This is a genomic window from Actinacidiphila sp. bgisy167 (genome assembly GCF_965342175.1).
Classification (GTDB): Bacteria; Actinomycetota; Actinomycetes; order Streptomycetales; family Streptomycetaceae; genus Actinacidiphila.
In genome coordinates, this window is record NZ_CBDRBL010000078.1 from 1 (window position 1) to 24,493 (window position 24,493).

At 72.5% G+C, this 24,493-nt stretch carries 24 protein-coding genes and 1 pseudogene; 7 read left to right on the forward strand and 18 right to left on the reverse strand.

What is annotated here, in order from left to right; genetic code table 11:
* The 6 genes and pseudogenes from ACRWND_RS24520 to ACRWND_RS24545 all read right to left on the reverse strand — a co-directional run.
* Positions 1–620, reverse strand: a pseudogene (locus ACRWND_RS24520) (potassium-transporting ATPase subunit B); the annotation flags it as partial.
* A 35-nt stretch (positions 621–655) separates the two neighbouring features.
* Positions 656–2,317: a potassium-transporting ATPase subunit KdpA gene (kdpA, locus tag ACRWND_RS24525; protein ID WP_431952943.1), complete on the reverse strand. Its 1,662-nt coding sequence runs from the start codon at positions 2,315–2,317 to the stop codon at positions 656–658.
* Between the two features lie 9 nt (positions 2,318–2,326).
* The gene (kdpF, locus tag ACRWND_RS24530) at positions 2,327–2,416 is read right to left on the reverse strand and encodes a K(+)-transporting ATPase subunit F (RefSeq protein WP_431952945.1); all 90 of its coding nucleotides are present in this window, start codon (positions 2,414–2,416) and stop codon (positions 2,327–2,329) included.
* 310 nt (positions 2,417–2,726) lie between these two features.
* On the reverse strand, positions 2,727–3,491 hold the full coding sequence (locus tag ACRWND_RS24535; RefSeq protein WP_431952947.1) for a DUF3710 domain-containing protein: 765 nt from the start codon (positions 3,489–3,491) through the stop codon (positions 2,727–2,729).
* Between the two features lies 1 nt (position 3,492).
* Complete coding sequence (gene dut, locus ACRWND_RS24540; RefSeq protein ID WP_431952949.1) at positions 3,493–4,026, reverse strand: dUTP diphosphatase; 534 nt, start codon at positions 4,024–4,026, stop codon at positions 3,493–3,495.
* On the reverse strand, positions 4,023–4,628 hold the full coding sequence (locus tag ACRWND_RS24545) for a PaaI family thioesterase (protein ID WP_431952951.1): 606 nt from the start codon (positions 4,626–4,628) through the stop codon (positions 4,023–4,025). Before ACRWND_RS24545 ends, dut begins: the two co-directional genes overlap by 4 nt.
* Positions 4,629–4,733: 105 nt before the next feature.
* Here ACRWND_RS24545 and ACRWND_RS24550 point away from each other — a divergent pair, with 105 nt between their 5' ends.
* Positions 4,734–5,618, forward strand: a complete 885-nt coding sequence (locus ACRWND_RS24550; protein WP_431952953.1) for an SDR family oxidoreductase — start codon at positions 4,734–4,736, stop codon at positions 5,616–5,618.
* A 26-nt stretch (positions 5,619–5,644) separates the two neighbouring features.
* On the forward strand, positions 5,645–6,094 hold the full coding sequence (locus ACRWND_RS24555; RefSeq protein WP_431952955.1) for a DUF3093 domain-containing protein: 450 nt from the start codon (positions 5,645–5,647) through the stop codon (positions 6,092–6,094).
* Between the two features lie 96 nt (positions 6,095–6,190).
* Here the strand turns inward: ACRWND_RS24555 and ACRWND_RS24560 are convergent, their stop codons facing one another.
* From ACRWND_RS24560 to ACRWND_RS24575, 4 genes are all read right to left on the reverse strand, one after another.
* Positions 6,191–6,937, reverse strand: coding sequence for a hypothetical protein (locus ACRWND_RS24560; RefSeq protein WP_431952957.1), 747 nt, complete (start codon positions 6,935–6,937; stop codon positions 6,191–6,193).
* 14 nt (positions 6,938–6,951) lie between these two features.
* Entirely contained in the window at positions 6,952–7,251 is a 300-nt protein-coding gene (locus ACRWND_RS24565; protein WP_018561848.1) for a DUF4193 domain-containing protein, read from the reverse strand.
* A 397-nt stretch (positions 7,252–7,648) separates the two neighbouring features.
* A complete protein-coding gene (locus ACRWND_RS24570; RefSeq protein WP_431952959.1) occupies positions 7,649–8,911 on the reverse strand; it encodes a sensor histidine kinase in 1,263 nt (420 codons plus the stop codon).
* A 6-nt stretch (positions 8,912–8,917) separates the two neighbouring features.
* A complete protein-coding gene (locus tag ACRWND_RS24575) occupies positions 8,918–9,571 on the reverse strand; it encodes a response regulator transcription factor (RefSeq protein WP_431952961.1) in 654 nt (217 codons plus the stop codon).
* Between the two features lie 482 nt (positions 9,572–10,053).
* Here ACRWND_RS24575 and ACRWND_RS24580 point away from each other — a divergent pair, with 482 nt between their 5' ends.
* Positions 10,054–10,227, forward strand: coding sequence for a hypothetical protein (locus ACRWND_RS24580; RefSeq protein WP_431952963.1), 174 nt, complete (start codon positions 10,054–10,056; stop codon positions 10,225–10,227).
* A gap of 135 nt (positions 10,228–10,362) precedes the next feature.
* Here ACRWND_RS24580 and ACRWND_RS24585 read toward each other — a convergent pair whose 3' ends face one another.
* On the reverse strand, positions 10,363–11,163 hold the full coding sequence (locus tag ACRWND_RS24585) for an inositol monophosphatase family protein (RefSeq protein WP_431952965.1): 801 nt from the start codon (positions 11,161–11,163) through the stop codon (positions 10,363–10,365).
* 29 nt (positions 11,164–11,192) lie between these two features.
* Entirely contained in the window at positions 11,193–12,326 is a 1,134-nt protein-coding gene (locus ACRWND_RS24590) for a ferrochelatase (RefSeq protein WP_431952967.1), read from the reverse strand.
* 136 nt (positions 12,327–12,462) lie between these two features.
* On the opposite strand from ACRWND_RS24590, the gene ACRWND_RS24595 reads away from it, so the two are divergent.
* The 3 genes from ACRWND_RS24595 (at position 12,463) to sepH (ending at position 16,391) form a co-directional block, all read left to right on the forward strand.
* On the forward strand, positions 12,463–13,710 hold the full coding sequence (locus ACRWND_RS24595; protein WP_431952969.1) for an MFS transporter: 1,248 nt from the start codon (positions 12,463–12,465) through the stop codon (positions 13,708–13,710).
* Positions 13,667–14,989, forward strand: coding sequence for a D-arabinono-1,4-lactone oxidase (locus ACRWND_RS24600; RefSeq protein WP_431952999.1), 1,323 nt, complete (start codon positions 13,667–13,669; stop codon positions 14,987–14,989). The genes ACRWND_RS24595 and ACRWND_RS24600 overlap by 44 nt, the downstream gene beginning before the upstream one ends.
* 331 nt (positions 14,990–15,320) lie before the next feature.
* Positions 15,321–16,391: a septation protein SepH gene (gene sepH, locus ACRWND_RS24605; RefSeq protein ID WP_431952971.1), complete on the forward strand. Its 1,071-nt coding sequence runs from the start codon at positions 15,321–15,323 to the stop codon at positions 16,389–16,391.
* Between the two features lie 151 nt (positions 16,392–16,542).
* On the opposite strand, the gene ACRWND_RS24610 is transcribed toward sepH, so the two are convergent.
* Positions 16,543–17,382, reverse strand: coding sequence for a sulfurtransferase (locus ACRWND_RS24610; RefSeq protein ID WP_431952973.1), 840 nt, complete (start codon positions 17,380–17,382; stop codon positions 16,543–16,545).
* Positions 17,383–17,510: 128 nt separating this feature from the next.
* Here ACRWND_RS24610 and ACRWND_RS24615 point away from each other — a divergent pair, with 128 nt between their 5' ends.
* Positions 17,511–18,305, forward strand: coding sequence for a VOC family protein (locus ACRWND_RS24615; RefSeq protein ID WP_431952975.1), 795 nt, complete (start codon positions 17,511–17,513; stop codon positions 18,303–18,305).
* Positions 18,306–18,356: 51 nt separating this feature from the next.
* On the opposite strand, the gene ACRWND_RS24620 is transcribed toward ACRWND_RS24615, so the two are convergent.
* From ACRWND_RS24620 to ACRWND_RS24640, 5 genes are all read right to left on the reverse strand, one after another.
* Positions 18,357–19,013, reverse strand: a complete 657-nt coding sequence (locus tag ACRWND_RS24620; RefSeq protein ID WP_431952977.1) for a maleylpyruvate isomerase N-terminal domain-containing protein — start codon at positions 19,011–19,013, stop codon at positions 18,357–18,359.
* A gap of 91 nt (positions 19,014–19,104) precedes the next feature.
* Positions 19,105–19,749: a thymidine kinase gene (locus ACRWND_RS24625; protein WP_431952979.1), complete on the reverse strand. Its 645-nt coding sequence runs from the start codon at positions 19,747–19,749 to the stop codon at positions 19,105–19,107.
* A gap of 65 nt (positions 19,750–19,814) precedes the next feature.
* On the reverse strand, positions 19,815–20,999 hold the full coding sequence (locus ACRWND_RS24630; protein ID WP_431952981.1) for an alkaline phosphatase family protein: 1,185 nt from the start codon (positions 20,997–20,999) through the stop codon (positions 19,815–19,817).
* Positions 20,999–21,586, reverse strand: coding sequence for a DUF5998 family protein (locus tag ACRWND_RS24635; RefSeq protein WP_431952983.1), 588 nt, complete (start codon positions 21,584–21,586; stop codon positions 20,999–21,001). Before ACRWND_RS24635 ends, ACRWND_RS24630 begins: the two co-directional genes overlap by 1 nt.
* A 28-nt stretch (positions 21,587–21,614) precedes the next feature.
* On the reverse strand, positions 21,615–24,419 hold the full coding sequence (locus ACRWND_RS24640; protein ID WP_431952985.1) for a GNAT family N-acetyltransferase: 2,805 nt from the start codon (positions 24,417–24,419) through the stop codon (positions 21,615–21,617).
* Between the last annotated feature and the right edge of the window lie 74 nt (positions 24,420–24,493).

The window sequence follows — 24,493 nt, forward strand, 5'->3', positions numbered from 1 at the left end:
CTGGTCGTGATGCGGACGACGATCCGGTCGGACAGCACCTTGGTGCCGCCCGTCACCGCCGACCGGTCACCGCCGGACTCCCGGATGACCGGGGCCGACTCGCCCGTGATCGCCGACTCGTCGACCGACGCGACACCCTCCACGACGTCGCCGTCACCCGGGATCACCTCGCCCGCCTCGCAGACGACCAGGTCGCCGACACGCAGCGCGGTGCCGGGGACGCGCGCTTCCGCGCCGTTGTCCAGCCGCCGGGCGACCGTGCCGGTCTTCGCCCGGCGCAGGGTCTCCGCCTGCGCCTTGCCGCGGCCCTCGGCCACGGCCTCCGCCAGGTTGGCGAAGACCACGGTGAGCCAGAGCCACGCGGCGATCGCCCAGCCGAACCCGTCGGCCGGGGAGAGCACCGCCAGAGCGGTGGTGAGCACCGAGCCGATCAGGACGACGAACATGACGGGCGTCCTGACCATCACCCGGGGGTCGAGCTTGCGCAGCGCGTCCGGGAGTGACCGCAGAAGCTGCGCCGGGTCGAAGAGTCCGCCCGAGACACGGGCGCCGTGGCCCGCGCCGGGGGCCTGGGGTGCCGTTCCTTCCTCGGGGGCGAGCACGGGCGTGTCGGTGGACATGGCTTCCTCAGCGGGGGTGGAGGTGGTCGCGCGGCTCATGACAGGCCTTCCGCGAGCGGGCCGAGGGCGAGTGCGGGGAAGTAGGTCAGGCCGGTGATGATCAGGATCGCGCCGACGAGCAGGAGCGCGAAAAGCGGTTTCCCGGTCCGCAGGGTGCCCGCGCCCGCGGGCACCGGCTGCTGCCGGGCGAGCGATCCGGCCAGGGCGAGGACGAAGACCATCGGCACGAAGCGGCCGAGGAGCATCGCGATGCCGAGCGTGGTGTTGTACCACTGCGTGTCGGCGCTCAGGCCCGCGAAGGCGGAGCCGTTGTTGTTGCCCGCGGAGGTGTACGCGTACAGCACTTCGGAGAAGCCGTGCGGCCCGCTGTTGAGCATCGAGTGCCGTGGTGTCGGCAGGGCCATCGCCAGGGCGGTGAAGACGAGCACCACGGCCGGGGTGACCAGGATGTACAGGGCGGCGAGTTTGATCTCCAGCGTGCCGATCTTCTTGCCCAGGTACTCCGGGGTCCGTCCGACCATGAGGCCGGCGATGAACACCGCGATGACCGCCATGACCAGGATGCCGTAGAGGCCGGAGCCGACACCGCCGGGAGCGATCTCGCCGAGCATCATGCCGAGCAGGGCGATGCCTCCGCCGAGGCCGGTGAGGGAGGAGTGGGCGGCGTCGACCGCGCCGGTCGACGTCAAGGTGGTGCTCACCGCGAACAGGGAGGAGGCGCCGACGCCGAAGCGCTGCTCCTTGCCCTCCATGGCGGCGCCCGCGATCCGGTTCGCCGCACCGGGGTGCACGGTCTCGACCCAGGTCATCAGGGTGACGAAGCCGGCCCAGATCAGGCCCATCGCGCCGAGGAGCGTGTAGCCCTGCCGGGGACTGCCGGCCATCCTCCCGAAGGTGCGCGTCAGCGAGACCGGGATCACCAGGAGCAGGAAGATCTCGAAGAGGTTGGTGAAGGCGTCCGGGTTCTCGAAGGGGTGGGCCGAGTTGGCGTTGTAGAAGCCGCCACCGTTGGTGCCGAGCTCCTTGATGGCCTCCTGGGAGGCCACTGCGCCGCCGGTCAGCGTCTGGTGGCCGCCGGCGAGGGTGGTGATCTCGTGCCAGCCGGCGAAGTTCTGGATCGCCCCGAAACCCACCAGAACGAGCGCGGCGACGAAGGCCACGGGCAGCAGGACGCGTATCGTGCCGCGGACCATGTCGGTCCAGAAGTTGCCGAGCTCGCCGGTGCGGGACCGGACGAAGCCGCGGACCAGCGCCACCGCCACCGCCATGCCGACCGCCGCCGAGACGAAGTTCTGCACGGCCAGGCCCGCGGTCTGCGCGGCATTGCCCATGGAGTTCTCGCCCATGTACGACTGCCAGTCCGTGTTGGTCACGAACGAGGCCGCGGTGTCGAAGGCCTGGGCGGGCGGGATGTCCGCGAAGCCCAGCGACAGCGGGAGGTGTGCCTGGAGCCGCAGGAACAGGTACAGGAACAGCACGCCCACGACGGAGAAGACGAGCACCGCCCTGAGGTAGGACGGCCAGCGCATCTGTGCGTCCGGATCGGCGCCGAAACAGCGGTAGACCAGCCGCTCGACGCGCAGGTGCCGGTCGGAGCCGTAGACCGCGGCCATGTAGTCGCCGAAGGGGCGGTACACCAGGGCCAGAGCCGCGACGAGCGCGGTGGCCTGGAGCACCTCGGCGGTGAGGGGGCCCATGTCCGCTCCTCAGAACCTCTCGGGCCGCACGAGCGCCCAGACGAGGTAGAGCAGCAGGGCGACGGCGACGACGAGACCCGCGATGTTCTCCGCGTTCACAGCTTCCCCACCCCCTTGGCGATGAGGGCCACCAGGGCGAAGACCGCGATCGTGACGATGACGAGGACCAGGTCGGCCATCGTGTGCTCCCCAGCTAGCGGATGACACGCTGACCAGGCCAGGGAACCGCCTTCCCGCCGCGCGCGGACGGCGGTTGACGGCTTCCATACGCCGCCGGGCAGCGCCTTGACGTGCCCTTGATGCCATAGCCCTTGACCTGCGAAAACGCCCGTGGGCCGCCCTGCTCTCACAGGTCGGCCCACGGGCGTATCGACGTGGCCGGGGCGCGTGGCCCCGGAAAAGCGAGGCGTCAGTGCACCTCGGTGATCTCCGGTCCGCGGCGCATCGGGTCGATGCCGTCCGAGAAGCGGCCGCCCTCCTCCTGGGCGATGCCCTCGGGCACCATCTGGGCGTCGTTGGGCAGCTTCAGGACGATCGGGTCGCGCGGCGCCATCGGCGAATCGCCGCGCACGACGACGGTGTCGCGGAAGATCTGCTCCAGCAGGCCGGCGGTCTCCGGCTGGACGGCGCCCTGCCCGGAGATGACACCCCGCAGGAACCAGCGCGGCCCGTCGCAGCCGACGAAGCGGACGACCTGCACGCCGTTGGCGCCGTTGGGCAGCTGCACCGGGACCTGGGCGCGCAGCTCCCAGCCCAGCGGGCCCTCGACCTCGTCGACGATGCCGCCCTGTTTGGTGATGCCGGACGCGATCTCGTCACGGACCTCGCCCCAGATGCCCTCCGACTTGGGGGCGGCGAAACCCTGCAACTGGACGGCGCTCTCCCGGAGCACCACGGTCGCGGCGACGATGGACTCGCCGGCCACCTCGACGCGCAGCTCCATGCCCTGCACGCCGGGTACGAAGAGGCCGCCCAGGTCGACCCGGCCCTCGGCCGGGTCCCTGACCTCGCTCACGTCCCACGGACCGTCCGGCCTGGGAGCGGGCGGAAGGTTGTACCGACGGGACTCCATGGAGTCGTCCGACTCCTCGGCGTCTTCGGCCAGCTCGTCAGGGCCCTCGGCCGCGAGCTCGTCGAGGGCGTCTCCGCGCTCCTTGCGACGACGACGGAACACGTCACTGTCCTTCCCGGTCAGCGATGACCGATGCGTATCCATTGCCGGACGGAACGACCGGCGAGCCATCCACCGCGGCATGCCCCCCCGTGGAGCCGAAGCCCCCTGCCGCCCGTGCCGAACCGGGCAGCTCCGCCACCTCGTGGAAGCGGACCCGTTCGACCTGCTGGACGACCAGTTGGGCGATCCGGTCCCCTGCTGCGAACCGTACGCTCTCGCGCGGGTCCAGGTTGACCACGATCACCTTGATCTCCCCACGGTACCCGGCATCAACCGTTCCGGGGGCGTTGACGAGGGCCACTCCGCACCTCGCGGCGAGGCCCGAGCGGGGGTGCACGAAGGCCGCGTAGCCCTCCGGCAGCGCGATCGAGACTCCTGTGGGCAGTACGGCGCGCTCCCCGGGGGCCAGTTCGGCCGCCTCGGTGGTGACGAGGTCGGCGCCGGCGTCGCCCGGGTGCCCGTACGAAGGAATCGGGACGTCCTCGTGCGAACGGTGGATGAGGACGTCGACCGGGGGACGGGAACCGTCGGTCACGGGTTCACCTCGAAGGCGCGGGCGACCTTGACCTGGTCGGGGTCGGTCATCGCGGCGCGGATCTCCTCGGGGCGGCCGTTGTCGGTGAAGTGCTCCAGCTTGACCTCGACGAACAGGGCCTCCGCACGGACCGCGACCGGGCCGTCCGGGCCGCCGATCCGGCCGACCGCGGTGGAGTAGATCTTGCGCCCTGCCACGGCGGTGCACCGGGCCTCCAGATGGAGGGTGGCGCCCACCGGCACCGGCTGCACGAAGTCGGTCTCCAGGCGGCCGGTCACAACCATGGTGCGCAGCAGCCAGGCGAGTGAGCCGAGCGTCTCGTCGAGCGCCGTGGCCAGCACGCCGCCGTGCGCCAGGCCCGGAGCCCCCTGGTGGGCGGGCTGCACGGTGAACTCGGCGGTCACGCTGACGCCCTCGCCGGCCCGCGCCTCCAGGTGCAGGCCGTGCGGCTGCGTCCCACCGCAGCCGAAGCAGTGGTCGTAGTGCGCGCCCAGCGGCTGCCCGGGGGCGGGGGCGTCGGGGTGCCGCTCCGGCGCCACGGCGTCGGGCGGCGGTGTCAGGCCCGCACGTTCCGGGCCCGCGTCGGTCGTAGCTCCACTCACGCGGGAGACCCTACCCTCCTGCGGGATCGTTTCCCGTCGCCCGGCCGTTGTCCCTGCGGCCCCGCGGCCCTCCGCCACCGCAGCACCTTCCCCTTGGAGCACCACATGACCCCCAGGTCCGTCGTCGTCACAGGAGCCGGGTGCGGGATCGGCCTCGCCACCACCCTCGAGCTGGCCCATGCCGGCTTCGACGTCATCGGGACGGTGCGCGGCGAGGAGAGGGCGCAGGGGTTGCGGGAGGTGGTCGAGCGCACCGGGGCGTCGGTGCGCACCGTGCTGCTGGACGTCACGGACGCCACGTCGTGCGTCCGGGCCTTCACCGAGATCGCCACGATGACGGACGGCGGCCCGTGGGCCGTGGTGAACAACGCGGGGATCGCCCAGCCCGGTGCGATCGAGGACGTCGACGACGAGCAGGTGCGCCGGCAGCTGGAGACCGATCTGGTGGCCCCCGCGCGCATCGCCCGTCTGGTGCTGCCGACGATGCGGACCCGGCGGGCGGGGCGGATCGTCAACATCTCGGCGGTCTCCGGGCGGGTCTCGATGCCGCTGCTCGGCTGGTACTGCGCCAGCAAGCAGGGCCTGGAGGCGGTGACGGACGCGCTGCGGATGGAGGCGGCCCCCTTCGGGGTCAAGGTCGTGCTGGTGGAGCCGGGCGCGTACGGCACGGACATCTGGCAGCGCGGCACGAGCAGGCTGCCCCAACGCCGCAACTCCGCGTACCGCCACCAGTACGAGGCCGCGGAGGAATCGGTCAAGCGGGAGCGTCCCTCGCCGCGCCCGGTGGCACGCACCGTCCTGAAGGCGCTCACGGCGCCCCGGCCGCTCCCGCGCTATCTGGTGGGCGCCGAAGCCCGGTCCTCCGCCGTCCTGGACGCCGCTCTGCCCACGGCCGCGACCGACTGGGCCAAGCAGGTCGCCACGGGGCTGCGGCGCCCCCCGCGCGCCGCGCACGCGCTGACACGACTGCGGTCCCGGGGCGGGCGCTGACAAGGCGGCGTGACAAGCTTGGTGTCATGAGCGTCATGACCTATGAGGAGCGGCTGACCGCGCCGCGTTCGTGGTGGGGCCTCGCCGTCGGCGCGGGCGTCTCACTGGCGCTGATCCTGCTGCCCCTCGGGCCCCTGGCACTGCTCGGCGGGCTGGTGGGCGGCACGGCCGCCGGAGCGGCCCTGGTCAGCGCCTACGGTTCCCCGCGGCTGCGGGTGGTCGCCGGTTCGCTGGTGGCCGGGGACGCCAAGATCCCGGTGACCGCACTCGGCGAGGCCACGGTGCTGGACCGGGAGGAGGCCGCGGCCTGGCGGTCGTACAAGGCCGATCCGCGCGCCTTCATGCTGCTGCGCGCCTATGTGCCGACGGCGCTCAAGGTCGAGGTCACCGATCCGGACGACCCGACACCCTATCTGTACCTGTCGACCCGCTCGCCCGAGCGCCTGGCGGCGGCCCTGCGGGACGTACGCGTCTGAGTTTCCCGGCTGAGCGGCGCGGCCGGTCACCGCCCCGAGCACCGCTGCGCCCCGGCACGGGGCGGCCGTGGCCCGGCGGGTCAGTCGCCCGGCGGGTCAGTCGCCCGGCCCGAGTGCGGGAGGGGGCTCCTCGGGGGCGGACAGCAGGCCCCAGGGCACCTGGCGGGCACGCAGGTCCTTGCGGATCTGCTCGGCGAGCTTCTTGGTGTCGCGCCGGTTCATCACGGCCCCGACGGCCGCGCCGATCATGAACGGGGTCAGCGTCGGCAGATTGCGCATGGTGCGCTTCATCATCTGCTGGCGCAGCTCGCGCTTCATCCTGCCGCCGAGGGCGATGTTCAGCGTGGAGGGCTTGGAGAAGTCGATCCCGCGCCGCTCCGTCCACTCGGCGAGGTACATCACCGACCGCTGCCGGAGCGTGCCCGGTGCGCGCAGGCCGTACACCTCGTGCAGTTCGGCGATGAGCTTGTACTCGACCAGGGCGACCCCGAGGGTCTCCGAGGCAAGCTCCGCCGGCATGGCCGGCGGAGTGGGCAGCATGGCGGCGGCGCCGATGCCGGCGCCGACCGTCGCGGTGCCCAATGTGGCAGCGCTCACCAGCTTGTCGGCCAGTTCCTCGGGCCCGAGCCCGGGGAACTGGCGGCGAAGCGTCTCCAGGTCCCTGACGGGCACCCTCGGGGCCGTCTCGAGCAGCCCGTCGACGAAGGTGTTCAGCGCCGCCTTGGCGCGTGCGCGCGCCCGCGCGGCACGCCCGCGATGACGGGAGTGGGCGAGCTCGCCCGCCGGCCCCCGCGTTGCGCCCGCGAGCGAGGCCTCATGGCCCCGCTCGTCGTCGCTCGCCACGGTCCGGCTGCCCGTCAGGCCGCGCAGTCGCGGCAGATCGGGTTGCCGTTCTTCTCCGTGGCCAGCTGGCTGCGGTGGTGCACGAGGAAGCAGCTCATGCAGGTGAACTCGTCCGCCTGCCGGGGCAGCACCCGGACCGACAGCTCCTCGTTGGAGAGGTCGGCCCCGGGCAGCTCCAGGGACTCGGCCTGGTCGAACTCGTCAACGTCGACTGTGGAGGTCGACTTGTCGTTCCGCCTGGCCTTCAGTTCCTCGATGCTGTCCTCGTTGACGTCATCGTCGGTCTTGCGTGGGGTGTCGTAATCAGTAGCCATGTATCGCTCTCCCCCTCTGGGTGTCTGCGGTGTCTCCAGCGCACGTAACGCATGGGAGGCCGGTCTTGTGCCCGGCCCGAAGCGGAGATTTTGCCTTACATCAAGTGCCGTTACTCAATCGACACCCAACCGCACCCCCGAAGAGGTGATCGCATCCGCTGTCGGTGATGACCGGAAACGGACCTCTTGTCGCACCTTGCTCGCGCCTCCACGTGTACTTCCCGTGATCATGACCTGCGGAAACATGGATTTTTCCGCTCTTTTTCACGGGGTGCGATCACGTAGCGTACCCGCTGCCGGAATCGCTTGTGTGATCGCTCACAGCATGCCCAGGCCGCGCCCGGACAGTGAAATTCAGCGCAAAGCGAACAAGCCGCCGGGAGTGTCGTGGGGCAGGTCACACAGGGATGACGACCCGCATGACCAGGCCGCCCCCTTCTCGGGGAACCGCGGAGATGCTGCCCCCGTGGGCCCGGGCGACGGATTTGGCGATGGAAAGGCCCAGGCCCACGCCCTTGTCGCTGCCCGTGCGCTCGGTGCCCAGCCGACGGAAGGGCTCGAACAGGTTGTCGATCTCGTACGCGGGGACGACGGGCCCGGTGTTGGCGACCGTCAGGAAGGCGGCTCCCGGCTCGACACCCGTGGTGACCTCGACCCAGCCCGACTCCGCGACGTTGTACCGGACCGCGTTCTGCACCAGGTTCAGCGCGATGCGCTCCAGCAGCACCCCGTTGCCCTGCACCACTGCCTCGCCCAGCGCGGCACGCAGTTCCACACCCTTGGCGTCGGCCTCGCCGCGGGTCTGCTCCAGCGCCTGGGTGGCCGCCTCCGCGAGATCCACCGGCTTGCGGTCGACGATCTCGTTGTCGCTGCGGGCGAGCAGCAGCAGGCCCTCCACCAGCTGTTCACTGCGTGTGTTGGTGACGAGCAGGTTCTTGCCCAGCTGACGCATGTCCGGAGAGGCGCCTGGGTCGGCGAGCTGGACCTCCAGCAGCGTGCGGGTGATCGCCAGCGGCGTTCTCAGCTCGTGGGAGGCGTTGGCGACGAAGCGGCGCTGGGCGTCGAAGGACCGCTCCAGGCGCTCCAGCATGTCGTCGAAGGTGTCCGCCAGCTCCTTGAGCTCGTCGTCCGGGCCGGTCAGGTGGATCCGCTGGGTCAGGTCGGAGCTGACCACACCTCGAGCCGTGCGGGTGATCCGGCCGAGCGGCGCCAGCACCCGGCCGGCCAGCAGGTAGCCGAACGCGAAGGCGAGCACGGCCAGACCGACGAGCGCGAACAGCGAGCGCTTGAGCAGGACGTTCAGCGCGGTCTCGCGCTGAACCGCCAGGCAGTGGACGTAGGCCTTGTTGAAGGCGTCCGGATTGGTCGGGCCGGTGGGCAGCTCGGGGCACAGCCCGGTGAGCGACAGCCGGCCCGCCTCGACGTGGAACTGCGCCTCGGTGCCCTGGCGGATCGCCTGCGCCGCGAGCATGTAGATGATCCACAGCAGTATCACTCCGGCGATCAGGAACATGCCGCCGTAGAGCAGGGTGAGCCTTATCCGGATCGTGGGGCGCAGCAGCGGCATCGGCCGGGCGGCCGGCTTCGGGTCCCAGGTGGGCTTGGGCGGGATGGCCTGTGGGGCGGACGGGGTCGTCGGCGAGGACGAGGGCGCGGGCACGGCGGATCAGATCCGGTATCCGGAGCCGGGGACGGTCAGGATCACCGCAGGCTCCCCGAGCTTGCGGCGCAGGGTCATGACGGTGACCCGTACGACGTTGGTGAAGGGGTCGGTGTTCTCGTCCCAGGCCTTCTCCAGCAGCTGCTCCGCGGAGACCACGGCGCCCTCGCTGCGCAGCAGCACCTCCAGCACCGCGAACTCCTTGGGGGCCAGGTGGATCTGCCGGCCGTCCCGGGTCACCTCACGGCGGCTGGGGTCGAGCGTGATCCCGGAGCGCTCCAGCACCGGCGGCAGCGGCGCGGTCGTACGCCGTCCCAGGGCCCGCACCCGGGCCGTGAGCTCGGTGAAGGCGAAGGGCTTGGGGAGGTAGTCGTCGGCGCCCAGCTCCAGACCCTCGACCCTGTCGCTGACGTCGCCGGCGGCGGTCAGCATGAGCACCCGGGTGTGCAGCCCGAGTTCCACCAGCTTGCGGCACACGTCGTCCCCGTGGACGACCGGCAGGTCGCGGTCGAGGACGACGACGTCGTAGTCGTTGACCCCGATCCGCTCCAGGGCCCCTCCCCCGTCGTAGACGACGTCGACGGCCATGGCCTCACGGCGCAGTCCGGTGGCTACCGCATCGGCGAGCAGTTGCTCGTCCTCGACGACCAGTACGCGCAAGGCGCTGTTCCTTCCCTAGGCACTCTCAAAGAGCCGTGCACGGCCCGCCTGTGCAGGCCGAACGCCCCTCCATCCTGCACCGCGGGACCGTAAAACAGGGGTAAGAGGCCACGCGGACGGGTGGGGCGGGCAAGGAGCGGGTCGAGGGCCGAGTCCGGCGAGGCGGAGAAGGGGGACGCAGAGCGGAACTGCGGCGACCGACGGCAACGCCGCCGGGCGAGTGCCGTCGACCCGCGGTGCCCGTCCGCGCGGCCTGCGAAGCAGTCGGCGACGATTGTTCGCGTCCCGGAGGTTTCCCTTCCGGTGGGCTTGGGGAGGACGACTGCAACCCCTGATCGTGCCCGCCGGGCGTTTGCGACTCCCGTGGCGGTGCCGCTGTGCGGTCAGAGGGGTCCCCACACGAGGCCTTGCGAACGACCCGCGCGTCGCACGGCCCCCGCATATCCCTGTGTCAACCGACGACGACGAGGGGGCGCCACCCGATGGACGCGTTCACCACTGGCATTCTGCAGCGCATACACAGCACCGAATCCGACCTCCTGCGCGCCCGTGAGGACGGGGACGACTTCCTGGCCGAGGTCGAGGAGGCCGAACTGGCCGACCTGCACCGCCTCGCCGCCGAGCACGGCGTCCAGGTACTGCCCGAAGTCGTCTGAGACCACGCGGACGGCAAGCCGAGACGCCGCGCCCCGGACACCCTGACAGGTGCCGGGGCGTTCGCGTGCCCGCCCCGGCTGTGCACCGGGCGACCCGGGCAGGGCCGCGGACGCGGCGTGGTGGCTGCGGCGTCCTCAGTCGTGCCAGGCGCCGAGTTCGTCGACCAGCCGCTGCAGGGGCTCGAACACTCCCGGCGGGGCCGCGACGGTGAGCTCCGTGGACTCCGGCGCCCCCGGCCGCCCCCCGGTCAGGGCGCCGGCCTCGCGGGCGAACAGGGCGCCCGCCGCGTAGTCCCACGGGTTGAGGCCGCGCTCGTAGTAGGCGTCGAGGCGGCCGCAGCCCACGTCGCACAGGTCGATGGCGGCGGATCCGCCCCGGCGTATGTCCCGCACCAGCGGCACCAGCTCGCGCAGTACCCTCGCCTGGGCCGCCCGGCGTTCCTTCAGATAGCCGAAGCCGGTGCCGACCAGCGCCTGGTCCAGCGGCGGCGCCGGGCGGACGGCCGCCCGCCGGTCGCCCACCCAGGCGCCCCGGCCCAGCACCGCACGGTAGCTCTCACCGCGCATCGGTGCCTCGACGACCCCGACGAGCGTCTCGCCGTCCAGCTCCGCCGCGATGCTCACGGCCCACGACGGCAGGCCGTAGAGGTAGTTCACGGTCCCGTCCAGCGGGTCGACCACCCACCGGACCCCGCTGCTGCCCTGGACGCTGGCGCCCTCCTCGCCCAGGAGCCCGTCGTCGGGCCGGCGCTCGGTGATGAAGGAGGCGATCAGCTTCTCCGCGGCGATGTCCATCTCGGTGACGACATCGATCGGACTGCTCTTGGTGGCGGCCACCCCGAGGTCGGCGGGGCGGCCGTCGCGCAGCAGCTCCCCCGCCCTTCGGGCGGCCTCGAGGGCCACGGCTAGGAGTTCGTCCTTGAGGTGGTCGGTCACGGCACTCCTCGTGCGTTCGATCGGGTCGGTCACTCGGCGCCCGCGGCCGCGGGCCGGGGGGCGCGTGCCGGGCAGCAGCCCACCGGGCACACGTCATGGCTCGGCCCGAGGGCGCCCAGCGCGCACCGCTGCGGGGCAAGGCCACGCTCGGTGGCGGCGCGCTCCAGCACCAGCTCGCGCACCGCCGCGGCGAAGCGCGGGTCCGCGCCCACGGTGGCGGCGCGGGCGACCGGCAGACCCAGCTCGGCGGCCTTGGCCCTCGCCTCGGTGTCGAGGTCGTACTTGACCTCCATGTGGTCCGAGACGAAGCCGATCGGCACCATGACCGCGGCGGGAGCGCCGCCGGCGTGCAGCTCCTCCAGGTGGTCGCAGATGTCGGGCTCCAGCCAGGGGATGTGAGGGGCGCCGCTGCGCGACTGGTAGACGAGCTTCCAGGGGCGGTCGGCGCCGGTGGCCTCGCGCACCGCGTCGGCGATCACCCGGGCCGTGTCCAGGTGCTGGGCGACGTAGGCGCCGCCCGCGCCGTCCTCGGTGTGGTCCTCGGGCCGCCCGGAGGTGTCGGCGGCCGCGGTCGGGATCGAGTGCGTGGTGAAGGCCAGGTGCGCCCCGTCGCGGACGTCCTCGGGCAGCTCGGCGAGCGCGGCCAGCACGGCGTCGACCATCGGCCGGACGAAGCCGGGGTGGTTGAAGTAGTGGCGCAGCTTGTCCACGCGGGGCACGGCGCGGCCCTCGGCCTCGAGGACGGCCAGGGAGCCGGCGAGGTTCTCGCGGTACTGCCGGCAGCCGGAGTACGAGGCGTACGCGCTGGTCGCCAGGACCAGCACGCGGCGGTGGCCGTCGTCGGCCATCTCGCGCAGCGTGTCGGTCAGATAGGGGGCCCAGTTGCGGTTGCCCCAGTAGACGGGGAGGTCGAGGCCGTGCTCGGCGAAGTCCTCGCGCAGCGCCGCGAGCAGCTCGCGGTTCTGCGCGTTGATGGGGCTGACCCCGCCGAAGAGGAAGTAGTGCTGCCCCACCTCCTTCAGGCGCTCGCGGGGGATGCCACGGCCGCGCGTGACGTTCTCCAGGAAGGGGACGACGTCATCGGGCCCCTCGGGCCCTCCGAAGGACAGCAGGAGCAGTGCGTCGTACGGAACGGCGGTGCCGGCATCGGTCTGATCGGACATGTTCCGATCCTGCCACCCGGCGCAGGCGGCCGAGGAACCGGGAAAACCGCTTGCGCTCGCTTTGTAAGCTGTCTGAGGGAGTCACATTCCTTACTTCAGCCCCTTGAGACGTCGGCGACGAAGCCGTGGAGCACCCGTGTCCGGTCCGTATCGCGCGATCTTCTCCACTTCGGGGACGAGGGGCTTCTCAGCGGCGGGTTTCGTCGGCCGGATGCCGCTGTCCATGCTGGGCATCGGCATCACGACGATGATGTCCGAGGTCACCGGCCGCTACGGGATCGCGGGCGGCCTCGCGGCCACCCTGGCACTCGCCGCGGCGGTGCTGGGCCCGCAGGTCTCCCGCCTGGTCGACCGCCACGGCCAGCGCAGGGTGTTGCGGCCGGCCGCCGCGATCACGGTCCTGGCGGTGGCCGGCCTGCTCGTGTGCGTACGGACCGGCACCGCGGACTGGACGCTCTTCGTGTGCGTGGCGCTGGCCGGGACGACCCCGAGCATGGGCGCCATGGTGCGGGCGCGGTGGGCGATGATCCACCGGGATTCTCCCGCTCTGCTGCACACCGCCTACTCCTTCGAGTCCGTCGTCGACGAGGTGTGCTTCATCGTGGGCCCCATCCTGTCGATCGGGCTGTGCACTGTCTGGTTCCCCGAGGCGGGGCCGCTGCTGGCCGTCCTCTTCCTGGCGACCGGGGTCTGGCTGCTCACCGGGCAGCGGGCCACCGAACCGCCGCCGCACCCGCGCGGGCAGCACACAAGCGGCTCCGCGCTGCGCTCCCGCGGGCTGCGGGTGCTCGTGCTGACCTTCGTCGCGACGGGGGCCGTCTTCGGCGCCGTGGACGTGAACACCGTGGCCTTCGCCGAGGAGCAGGGCCACAAGGCCGCGGCAAGCCTGGTGCTGGCGGTGTACGCGGCGGGGTCCTGCCTCGCGGGGGTGCTTTTCGGCCTGATGAAGCCGGCCGGAACGGCCTCCCGCCGCTTTCTGCTGGGCGTGGCGGCCATGGGCGTGAGTATGATCCCGCCACTACTGGTCGGGAACCTGCCGTTCCTGGCCGTGGCGCTGTTCGTCGCGGGCCTGTCCATCGCACCGACGATGGTCACCACCATGGCCCTCGTCGGGCAGCTGGTACCGCGCGCGAAGCTGACCGAGGGCATGACGTGGACGAGCACGGGGCTCGCGGTCGGTGTGGCGCTGGGCGCGTCCCTCGCCGGGTGGGTGATCGACGAGGCGGGGGCCCGGACCGCGTTCGTGGTACCCGCCTCCGCCGCGGCGCTCGCCGTGGCGGCGGCCTTCCTGGGGTACCGCCGGCTGGAGCCGGCGCCGGAGCTGGAGGGGACGCGTGCGCATCGCTTCGACGAACAGGACCGCCGGGAAGGCCGCATGGCGTAACTGGGCGGGAAACGTACGGGCCCTGCCCGCACGGACGCAGTCCCCGGCCTCCGTGGACGAGCTGGCGGCCGTGGTCCGCAAGGCGGCCGAGGACGGGCTCCCGGCCAAGGCCGTGGGCACCGGGCACTCCTTCACCCAGGCGGCGGCGACCTCGGGCGTCCTGATCCGGCCCGAGCGGATGACGGCAGTGCGCGGCATCGACCGCGAGGCCGGCACGGTCACGGCGGAAGCGGGCGTCCAGCTCAAGCACCTCAACGCGATGCTCGCCGCCGAAGGACTGTCGCTGACGAACATGGGCGACATCATGGAGCAGACCGTGGCCGGCGCGACCAGCACCGGAACCCACGGCACAGGCCGCGACTCGGGCTCCATAGCCGCCCAGATCAAGGCGCTGGAGCTGGTGCTCGCCGACGGTTCGGTGCTCACCTGCTCGGCGGAGGAGAACCCCGAGGTCTTCGCCGCCGCCCGGATCGGGCTGGGCGCGCTCGGCGTGGTCGGCTCGATCACCCTGGCGGTGGAGCCGCTGTTCCTGCTCACCGCGCGCGAGGAGCCCATGCGCTTCGACCGGGTGGTCGCCGAGTTCGACCAACTGGTGCAGGAGAACGAGCACTTCGAGTTCTACTGGTTCCCGCACACCGACGGCTGCAACACGAAGCGGAACAACCGCAGCCAGGGGCCCGCGGCCCCGGTCCCGGGGCTGCGCGGCTGGATCGACGACGAGTTCCTCTCCAACGGGGTCTTCCACACTGCCTGCGCGGTCGGCCGGGCGGCGCCCTCCCTCATCCCCGGCATCGCCCAGATCTCCAGCCGGGCGCTGTCGGCCCGCACCTACACCGACATCCCGTACAAGGTGTTCACTCACCCGCGCCGCGTGCGCTTCGTCGAGATGGAGTACGCGGTGCCGCGCGAGGCCGCGGTGGAGGTGCTGCGCGAACTGAAGTCCATGGTGGAGTCGTCGGAGTTCAGGATCAGCTTCCCCGTGGAGGTGCGGGTCGCCCCGGCCGACGACATCACGCTGTCCACGGCCTCAGGCAGGGACACCGCCTACGTCGCCGTGCACATGTACCGCGGCAGCCGGTACCAGGAGTACTTCACCGCGGTCGAACAGATCATGACCGGCCATCAGGGACGCCCCCACTGGGGCAAGATCCACTCGCGGGACGCGGACTACTTCGCCGAGGTCTATCCGCGCTTCGCGGAGTTCACCGCCCTGCGCGACCGGCTCGACCCGGACCGGCTGTTCCGCAACGACTACCTGCGGCGCGTGCTCGGCGAATAAGTTCCCATGTGGGGATTTTGTGAAGATTCTGCCCCAACTCCCTTGGCGGGCACGAAGTTCGACGGCGCGGCGCCCCACCGACGTGGCCCGAATGGAGTACTGTGACAAATCCTTGCTCCGGGGGGAGGCGGCGCACTCGTCCCGGGGTGCCGTCGATCGAACCGGAGACATGTGACGCCGGGTGAGGCATGTGATCATCCAGCGTCGCGAAAAGGTAACCGTGCCATAACGGCGCGTCACGGCACATGCCCGACACGCCGGGAAACTCAGCAAGGTTGTGGCAGGCTGCACCCGGGCAGGTCACACTCGTCCATCGGGAGCAGCGACGCACGTGACGTCGGCAGGCACCACCCGGGAGGTAACCGTGCCCGAACTGCGTGTCGTGGCTGTCAGCAACGACGGCACACGACTGGTGCTCAAGGCTGCCGACAGCACGGAGTACACACTCCCGATCGACGAACGCCTGCGTGCCGCCATCCGCAACGACCGTGCGCGGCTGGGCCAGATCGAGATCGAGGTCGAGAGCCATCTGCGCCCGCGCGACATCCAGGCGCGGATACGAGCCGGCGCCACCGCGGAGGAGGTCGCCCAGCTCGCCGGGATCCCAGTGGAGCGCGTGCGGCGCTTCGAGGGCCCCGTGCTGGCGGAGCGCGCGTTCATGGCCGAGCGCGCCCGCAAGACCGCGGTGCGGCGCCAGGGCGAGAGCACCGGTCCACAGCTCGGCGAGGCGGTCGCCGAGCGGCTGCTGCTGCGCGGCGCCGAGAAGGACAGCATCCTGTGGGACTCCTGGCGCCGTGACGACGGCACCTGGGAGGTGCTCCTGGTCTACCGGGTGGCCGGCGAACCGCACTCCGCGAGCTGGACGTACGACCCGCCCCGCCGGCTCGTCCAGGCCGTGGACGACGAGGCGCGCGCGCTCATCGGCGAGACCACCCAGGAGCAGGCGCAGGAGCCGAGCTACCCCTTCGTGCCGCGGATCGCACGGCTCCCGCGCGACCGTGTGCTCGACCGGCCGGAGCGCCCGGACCGGGCCGAACGCACGGCCGAGGAGCGGGCGGAGGAGGAGCGCGACTCCCTGACCAGTCTTCTGGAGGCGGTCCCGAGCTTCCGTGGGGACATGGTGGTGCCGGCCCAGGCGGGGCCGCCCTCCCCCGACACGCCGGCTGCGGAGGACGACACGTCCGTGGAGGAGGAGGCGCCGCCTGCTCCCGCCGCGAGCGCCGGAGCGGGATCCGCGTACGCCGACGTCCTGATGCCGCGTTCCGTCGGCGCCCACCGCGACCGGCTGGTCGGGTCCACCGACCGACAGGCCGAGGCGGACGGGGTCCGGCCGGGGCGACGGGCGACGGTGCCGAGCTGGGACGAGATCGTCTTCGGAAGCCGGCGCAAGAAGCAGGAATGACCGGGACCGGCCTTGAGGCACCGCGCTGTCAGGCGGTGACTCGGTCCGGTCCTCGGCTCGCTCCTGGGTGCACTCCTTCGAGCGGTCTTTCGCGCGGTGCCCGGCGTGCTCCTTCGCGTGGCGGCGCGGCTGCGCCGGCGCCGACGCCGCGTCAGCCCGGCTGCGGCCCCGTCGCGACGTCGCGGCCCGCCCTCGACCACTCGCTCCAGGAGCCGACGTAAAGCGCCGCGGGGATTCCGGCGATCGCCAGGGCCAGCACTTCGTGGGCTCCGGAAACGCCGGAGCCGCAGTACACGCCGACCTCGGCCCCGGGCGTGGCGCCCACCGCGCCAAAGCGCTTCGCCAGTTCGTCAGGCGCGAGGAAGACACCGGTGCCCGGGTCGACGTTCTCCGTGGTCGGGGCGTTGACCGCGCCGGGGATGTGACCGGCGACGGAGTCGATGGGCTCGGTCTCGCCCCGGTAGCGCTCCGGCGCCCGGGCGTCCAGGAGGACCCCGCGCCGCGCCAGTGCCGCAGCGTCGTCGGCGGTGAGCACGGCAAGCGCGCCCGGCGCGGGGGTGAACTCGCCGTTCTCGTCGGGGGGAACGTCCGTCTCCAGGGGCAGTCCGGCCGCCGTCCAAGCCGCCAGCCCGCCGTCCAGGACGCGTACCCGCTCGTGCCCGGCCCATCGCAGCAGCCACCACGCGCGGGCGGCGCCCCAGCCGAGATGGCCGTCGTAGACCACGACGTCGCGGTCCGGGCCGACACCCGCGCGGCGCATGGCGGCCGTGAACACCGCGAGATCCGGGAGGGGATGACGCCCCGCCGTCCCGGGCGCCCCGGCGAGCTCGGTCTCCAGGTCGACGTAGTGCGCGCCGGGCAGGTGCCCGGCCTCGTAGGCGGGACGGCCGGGCGGGCCCCCGAGTTGGTAGCGGACATCCAGAAGCGTGGCGCCTCCTGAGGAGCCCTTCGGGAGCGCGGCCAGTTCCGTTACGGTGATGACAGGATGCATGAGCCCATTGTGGTCCCCCGGCGCGGGAAACCTGCGGCGCGGTTCCGGTCCGCGGCACACCCGGTGGTGCGAGCATCGCTGCGGCACGTCCCCGGCAAGCCCGAGCGTTGCTTCCCAGGAGAGAATCGATGACCGAGGTAGGGAACCGCCACCCGCACGGCACACCGTGCTGGGTCAGCCTGCTGACTCGCAGCGTCGAGGCCACACAGGAGTTCTACAGTCACCTGTTCGGCTGGGAGTTCCGTCCCGGTCCGCACGCACTGGGCCCGTACGTACGCGCCACGTTGGGCGGTCAGAGCGTGGCGGGCATCGGCGAACTGCCCCGGGACCGGCACCTGCCGGCCGCCTGGACGACCTACTTCGCCTCGGACGACGCCGACAAGACCGCCGAGCTGATCCGGATCTGCGGCGGCACGGTGGGCGTCGGCCCGTTGGACGCGGACGACGCGGGACGACTGGCCGTCGCCTCGGACCCGGCGGGCGCGGTGTTCGGGGTGTGGCAGGCTCGGCGCCACCGGGGCACCGAGATCTTCGGCGAGCCGGGCGCGCCGGTGTGGAACGAGTTGGCCATCCGGGAGACCGCGCAGGTCGGCGCGTTCTATTCGACGGTCTTCGGACTGGAGGCCGACGCGCTGGTCTCCGCCGGCACCGACCACCTCACCCTCCACCTCGCCGGTCGTCCGGTCGGCGGCGTCCGCGGTGTCGGCCGGTCCCTGCCGCCGGACCGCGGGGCGCACTGGATGACGTACTTCCAGGTGGCCGACACCGACGAGGCCGTCCAGCAGGTAGGCGAACTGGGCGGCGGTGTCCTCGGCGGGCCGCACGACAGCGAGCACGGCCGGCAGGCGACCGTGGCGGACCCCGAGGGCGCCGTCTTCACGGTGACCGCCCCCCTGCCGCAGCCGGACGGCGGTGCCCGGTAGCGCTCGCGCCCCGAACGCAGGGGGCCTGCCCCTGCGGCGAGACGCCCGCGTCTATCCCCGGGGGGTGCCGTCCCAGCGCCAGGTGGTGAGACGGGGGTGTCCGGGCAGTTCGGAGCGTCCGGTGGCCCATAGGAGGGTGGGCCAGGGAGCCGCGGACGACGGTGCGTGCGGGAACAGCCGAGCGAGCACCCGGGAGCACAGACCGGCGGGCGGGCTCCATGCGAGGCCGAGCCCTTGTGCCAGGTCATACGCGTGCACCAGGGTCTCCACGACCCCCATCGCGGCGAAACCCTCGGGATCCGAGACGCCGAAGACGTGGTGAGCACGGGTCTGCGGAGGCGTCGTGCGCACCATCGCGACGAGCAGCGCGCCGCTCGCTTCCAGGACCTGCAGCAGACCGGCCGGCCCCGCCTCGCGGTTCGCGTGAACGGCGTTCGCCGGGCCGCCGGGACGTCGGCTCTCCCACACGAAGGGCACATCGCCGTCCAAGGGCGGCGTTCTGGGGCCCAGTTGCACGGCGTAGGCGAAGAGATCGTCGCTGAGGTGCTCGGCGGTTTCCCAGCAGTCCCATTCCAGGCCACCGGCCTTGCCTTCCCACGCGGCCGGGGGCGCCGCGCGCAGGACCGCCAGGGCGAGCTGCACGGCAAGGTCGAGGTCGTCCGCGGTGACGGGGGGCTGGGAGAGGGCGCCATCGGCTGATCGGGACATGACGGAACCGTACCGCGGCCGGAGGGAGCCACCCCTCTCCCTTTTCGTCACCCACCCTGCAACCGGCGAAGGTGTGCGGGCACCGCGCCGGTCAGTCGACCGGCAGGACGTCCGGGGAGATGGCCGCCGCACGCGCCGCGGCCGCTGTCATCCGCCGGATGTGGTGGCGGCGGCAGAGCACCTCGTAGCCGATCGCCGTGCCGGGGCGGTTGACGTCGCCGACGACGACCTGCTCGCCCTCGACGACCATCTTCCCGTCCACCGTACGGGCGTTGTGCGTGGCCCGGGCGCCGCACCAGCACAGGGCCTCGACCTGGAGCACCTCGATCCGGTCGGCCATCTCCACCAGCCGCTGGGAGCCCGGGAAGAGCTTGGTGCGGAAGTCGGTGGTGATCCCGAAGGCGAAGACGTCAAGCCGCAGGTCGTCGACGATGCGCGCGAGTTGGTCGATCTGGTCGGGGGTGAAGAACTGGGCCTCGTCGACGATGACGTAGTCGGCGCGGGCCCCGGCGGACAGGTGCGTGACGAGGTAGCCGTAGAAGTCGAAGTCGTCGGCCGCCTCGACGGCCTTGGTCTCCAGGCCGAGCCGGGAGGACAGGACGCCTTCGCCCGCACGGTCGTTGCGGGTGAAGATCAGGCCCTCCAGTCCGCGCGCCGAGCGGTTGTGCTCGATCTGCAGGGCGAGGGTGCTCTTCCCGCAGTCCATCGTTCCGGAGAAGAACACGAGCTCAGGCATGAGGAGGCGGCGGCCTTTCGGGCGGGCGGTGGGCGGGTCGGAAGGGGCGGTACGGGCGCGATGCGTCAGGTGCGGACTTCGAGCAGCGGCACCAACTGCTCCACGGGGGTCATGGAGCCGTGCAGACCCACCATGGTGGACTCCCCCGGCTCGGTGCGTGTGGCGACGATCGCGATGTCGTCCCGGGCGACGGCGACGACGTCGCCGATACGGCCGCGCACCCGGTCCTCCACGACGGGGCCGAACCAGCCCGCCGCGATCGCCTCCTCGCGGGAGGCCACCCACATCTGCTCTCCGAGCACCTCGCTCCAGACGGCGTGGACGTCGGCCGCGGCGCCCGGCACCGCGTAGACGTGGCGGGCGCGGGCCTCGCCGCCGAGGACGGCGACACCGGCGCGCAGCTCCCAGTCCTCGTCGAAGTCGATCCGCGACTCCGGGTCGAAGGGGATGTCGATCATGCCGTGGTCGGCGGTGACATAGAGGGCGCTGCGCGGCGGGAGTTGCTCGGCGAGCCGCTGGACCAGCCGGTCGGCCGTCATCAGCTGGCCGCGCCAGGCGTCGGAGTCGACACCGTGGCGGTGGCCCATGGAGTCCAGCTCGCTGTAGTACGTGTAGACCAGCGCCCGGTCGGCCGCGGCGAGCCGCTCGGCGGTGAGGTCCATGCGTTCCTCGCCGGTGAGCCGCCCGTGGAAGGTGCCGCCGCTGAGGGCGATCTTGGTCAGCGGGGTGTGCTCGAACGTGGGCGAGGTGACCTGGCAGGTCTCGATCCCGGCCTCCTGGGCGAGCCGGAAGACGGTGGGGTGCGGCTGCCAGTCGGCAGGTGAGGTCCACGGCTGCCAACGCAGCTGGTTCATCAGCTCGCCGGTGTCCGGGTTCAGCACGGTGTAGCCGGCCAGGCCGTGCACGCCGGGCGGCAGGCCGGTGCCGACGGAGGCGAGCGAGGTCGCGGTGGTGGAGGGGAAGCCCGCGGTGATCGGCCGGCCGCTGCCGGCGGCCGAGCCGGCCATCAGGGAGGTGAGGAACGGCGCCTCATCGGAATGGCGGCGGATCAGTTCCCACCCCATGCCGTCGACGAGGAACACGCACACCCGGTCGGCGGGCGCGAGGTCGAGGGCCGTCCGTGGGACACCGGGGACGCCGAGCCCGGCGGCTACCGCGGGCAGCAGGTCGCTCAGCGCGCCGTCGCCGTAGCGGGGGGCGGGCGCGGCGTACGGATCCAGCGGTTCGTAGGACGGGGCGGGATGGACCATCAGGAGGCCGCGCCCGCGGTCGCCTCGGAGAGCGCCTGCGCGAAGGCCAGGGCCTGGCGGACGGTCTCGGGGCCGTCGCCCGCCTCGCTCACCCGCAGGCTGAGGTCGTCGGCGGTGGAGGAGCCGGTGTAGCCGTGGTCGGCCTCGCAGTTGGGGTCTCCGCAGGCGGCGGGCTCGAGGTCGATGCGGCTCACCGCGCCCCAGCCGATGGTCAGCACGACCTCGCGGGGCAGGGTGCCCGGGGTGTACGACTCGGGGTTGGCGACCACCCGGCTCAGCACGACCGACGAGATCCGCTCGAGCTTGACCGACTCCGAGGAGGTGGTGGCGTAGGGGCTCGGCGAGGTGTCGTCGGCGCTCTGCTCGTCGGTGTGGCTGACGATGAAGCGGGTACTGGTCAGGACCAGGACGGTGACATGTCGGCGGACCTCGTTCGCGTCGAAGGTGGTCTCCTGGTGGACCAGGTACGACGCGACCGGCTCCCCGCCGACGGCGGCCTCCACGGCCTCGGCCACAAGGGCGGGGTAGTAGCCACTGCGTTCGATGGCCGCGCGCAGCCCCTGGGTCGTCGTACCGGTCTTCGCCATGGCGACCATCCTAATGCGGAGCATGTGTTCAGAAGGACGACAGTGCCCGAGGCCCGAGGTCCGTGCGGGCCGGGGGCCGGGCGAGACGTACGGAGCCGCCGAGCACGGTGAGGCCGGCGGGGGCGACCACGACCGGTTCGAGCTCGACGCCGACCACCTCGGGCAGGTCGTCTACCAGCAGTGACACCCGGAGCAGCAGTTCTTCGAGGGCACCGGTGTCCACCGGCTCCGCACCGCGCCAGCCGAACAGCAGCGGGGCGGCCCTGATGGAGCGGACGAGCTCGGCGACGTCCCGGTCGGTGGCCGGGACCAGCCGGTGCGCCATGTCGTCGAGGAGTTCGGAGGGGGCGCCGGCGATGCCGAAGGAGAGCACGGCGCCCGCGGCGGGGTCGACGGTGGCGCGTACGACGGTGTCGACGCCGCGCGGTGCCATGGCCTGCACGACCGGGCACAGCTCCTGCGGGGTGCCCAGCCGGGCGGTCAGCTCCCCGAAGGCGCGGACGAGGTCCTCGGGGTCGGCGATGTCCAGGCGTACGCCGCCGAGGTCGGCGCGGTGCCGCAGGTGGGGCGCGGTGGTCTTGAGGGCCACCGGGTAGCCGAGCCGGCCGGCGGCCTCCAGGGCCGCGTCGATCCCGGGAGCCGGCAGCGCGGGCCGCACCGGGATGCCGTAGCGGGCGAGCAGCTCGGCGGCCGCGCGGTCGTCGAGCGTGACGCCGTGGGTGGCGGTGGGCTCCGCGGCCTCGTCCTGCTCCCGCTCCCCGGTGGCGGTGGCAAGCGCGCCGGCCTCGTCGGGCGCGCGGGCGGCGCGCGACGTCCTCTCGGCCTCGCCGAGCAGCCGCGTGACGTCCCGTCGTGCGCCCGCCTCGTCGACGTCCTCGAACTCCGGCACCCTGCCGGGGACGCGGGTGTCCCTGCGCCACCGTGCGTAGCCGACGGCCGCGGCCAGTGCCTTCACCGCGCGCTCGGCGGCGCCGTAGGCGGGGACGCGGACGGCCGCGAGCCGGGTGGCCATGGCCTCCAGCGCGGTGTGGACGACCACGACGGGCTTGCCGGTACCGGCCCCGTCCGCGGCGGCGCGGAGGGCTTCGGCCAGCTCCGGGTCGTCGCTGCTCGCGGGCACCTCGACGAGTTCCGAGCCGACGCGCGGGATGGCGGTGACCACGACGGCGTCGTGCGCGGGGTCGGCGAGGGCCGCCGCGAGAGCGGTCCGGAAGTCCTCGGGGGCGGCGGCGGTGGTCAGGTCGAGGGGGCGGCCGGGTTCCAGGCCCGCGGTGAGGCATGCGTCGTAGGTGAGCAGGCCGAGCGACTCGGAGTTGCCGAGGATCGCGACGCGGGGTCCCGCGGGCAGCGGCCGGCACGACAGGAGCAGCCCGGTGTCGAGCAGCTCGGTGACGGTGTCGGTGCGGATGACGCCGGCCTGCCGCAGCAGGGCGGAGACGGTGCTGTCGGGGATGCGGGCGGGGGGCACCGCGTGTCCGGGCGGGGCGGCCTCCGAGTGCCGTGCGCCCTTGACCACGACGACCGGCTTGACGGCGGCGGTACGCCGGGCGAGCCGGTAGAACTTGCGCGGGTTGCCGAGGGTCTCGAGGTGGAGCAGGGCGACGTCGGTGGCCGGGTCGTCGTACCAGAACTGCAGGATGTCGTTGCCCGAGACGTCCGCCCGGTTGCCCGCCGAGACGAACGACGACAGCCCGGCTCCGCGCCGGCGCAGCCCGGCCAGCAGCGCGATGCCGATGGCTCCGGACTGGGTGAACAGCCCGAGCCGGCCGGCGCCCGGGGTCTGCGGCGACAGGGAGGCGTTGAGCTGGACGTCCTCGGCGGAGTTGAGGACGCCGAACGCGTTGGGGCCGATGACGCGCATGCCGTACGCGAGGGCCTGCCGTACCAGGGCGCGCTGCCTGCGGCGGCCCTCGGCGCCGGACTCGGCGTAGCCGGAGGAGATCACCAGCAGGCCGAGGACGCCGTGCCGCCCGCAGGCGTCGACCACCTCGGCGACCTCGTCCGCCGGGACGGCGATCACTGCGAGGTCGACACGGTCGGCAATCTCGGCGACGGAGCGGTGGGCGGGGACGCCTTCGGGTTCGAGCGTGCGCAGGTCCTGGAGGAAGGAGCGGTTCACGGCATGGACGCGGCCGGTGTAGCCGCCCGCGACGATGTTGCGGAGCACTCCCCGGCCCACACCGCCGGGCCTGCGGCCGGCGCCGATGACGGCGACCGAGGCGGGGGCGAGCAGTCGCTGCACCGAGCGGGCCTCGGCCCGCTGCTCGCGGGCGCGCATGACGGCGAGGGACCGCTCGGTGGGCTCGAGGTCGAGTTCGAGCCGGACGACGCCGTCGGTGAAGCTGCGCTGCTGGGTGTAGCCCGCGTCGGTGAAGACCTTGATCATCTTCTGGTTGGCCGGGAGGACTTCGGCGACGAAGCGGCGGATGCCCCGCTCCCGGGCCACCGCGGCGATGTGCTCCAGCAGTGCGGAGGCCACGCCGCGGCCCTGGTGCGCGTCCTGGACCAGGAAGGCCACCTCGGCCTCGCCGTCGTCGGTGCGGTCGTAGCGCACGGTCGCGATGAACTCGCCGCCGACCAGGGCCGCCAGGCCGACGCGGTCGCGGTAGTCGTGGTGGGTGAAACGGTGCACGTCCCGGTCGGAGAGCCGGGGGTAGGGCGCGAAGAAGCGGTAGTACTTGGACTCGTCCGAGACCTTCTCGTAGAAGCTCACCAGCCGTTCCGCGTCGTCCGGCGCGATGGGCCGGACGTGGGCGGCCCCACCGTCGCGCAGGACCACGTCCGCCTCCCAGTGGACCGGGTAGTCGCGCTGCGCGTCGGACGGCGTCGTCATGGCCCCAGCGTACGGGCCCCCGTTCGCCGCGGGACGGGTGCGACGATGAGAGGACGGACCGGTGTCCGAGACAT

Bases quoted from the DNA above. Each gene is read 5' to 3' on its own strand.
- kdpA (WP_431952943.1), bottom strand. From the start codon at position 2,317: ATGGGCCCCCTCACCGCCGAGGTGCTCCAGGCCACCGCGCTCGTCGCG.
- ACRWND_RS24550 (WP_431952953.1), top strand. From the start codon at position 4,734: ATGACCCCCAGGTCCGTCGTCGTCACAGGAGCCGGGTGCGGGATCGGC.
- ACRWND_RS24555 (WP_431952955.1), top strand. From the start codon at position 5,645: ATGAGCGTCATGACCTATGAGGAGCGGCTGACCGCGCCGCGTTCGTGG.
- ACRWND_RS24565 (WP_018561848.1), bottom strand. From the start codon at position 7,251: ATGGCTACTGATTACGACACCCCACGCAAGACCGACGATGACGTCAAC.
- ACRWND_RS24580 (WP_431952963.1), top strand. From the start codon at position 10,054: ATGGACGCGTTCACCACTGGCATTCTGCAGCGCATACACAGCACCGAA.
- ACRWND_RS24590 (WP_431952967.1), bottom strand. From the start codon at position 12,326: ATGTCCGATCAGACCGATGCCGGCACCGCCGTTCCGTACGACGCACTG.
- ACRWND_RS24610 (WP_431952973.1), bottom strand. From the start codon at position 17,382: ATGCATCCTGTCATCACCGTAACGGAACTGGCCGCGCTCCCGAAGGGC.
- ACRWND_RS24615 (WP_431952975.1), top strand. From the start codon at position 17,511: ATGACCGAGGTAGGGAACCGCCACCCGCACGGCACACCGTGCTGGGTC.
- ACRWND_RS24620 (WP_431952977.1), bottom strand. From the start codon at position 19,013: ATGTCCCGATCAGCCGATGGCGCCCTCTCCCAGCCCCCCGTCACCGCG.
- ACRWND_RS24625 (WP_431952979.1), bottom strand. From the start codon at position 19,749: ATGCCTGAGCTCGTGTTCTTCTCCGGAACGATGGACTGCGGGAAGAGC.
- ACRWND_RS24630 (WP_431952981.1), bottom strand. From the start codon at position 20,999: ATGGTCCATCCCGCCCCGTCCTACGAACCGCTGGATCCGTACGCCGCG.
- ACRWND_RS24635 (WP_431952983.1), bottom strand. From the start codon at position 21,586: ATGGCGAAGACCGGTACGACGACCCAGGGGCTGCGCGCGGCCATCGAA.
- ACRWND_RS24640 (WP_431952985.1), bottom strand. From the start codon at position 24,419: ATGACGACGCCGTCCGACGCGCAGCGCGACTACCCGGTCCACTGGGAG.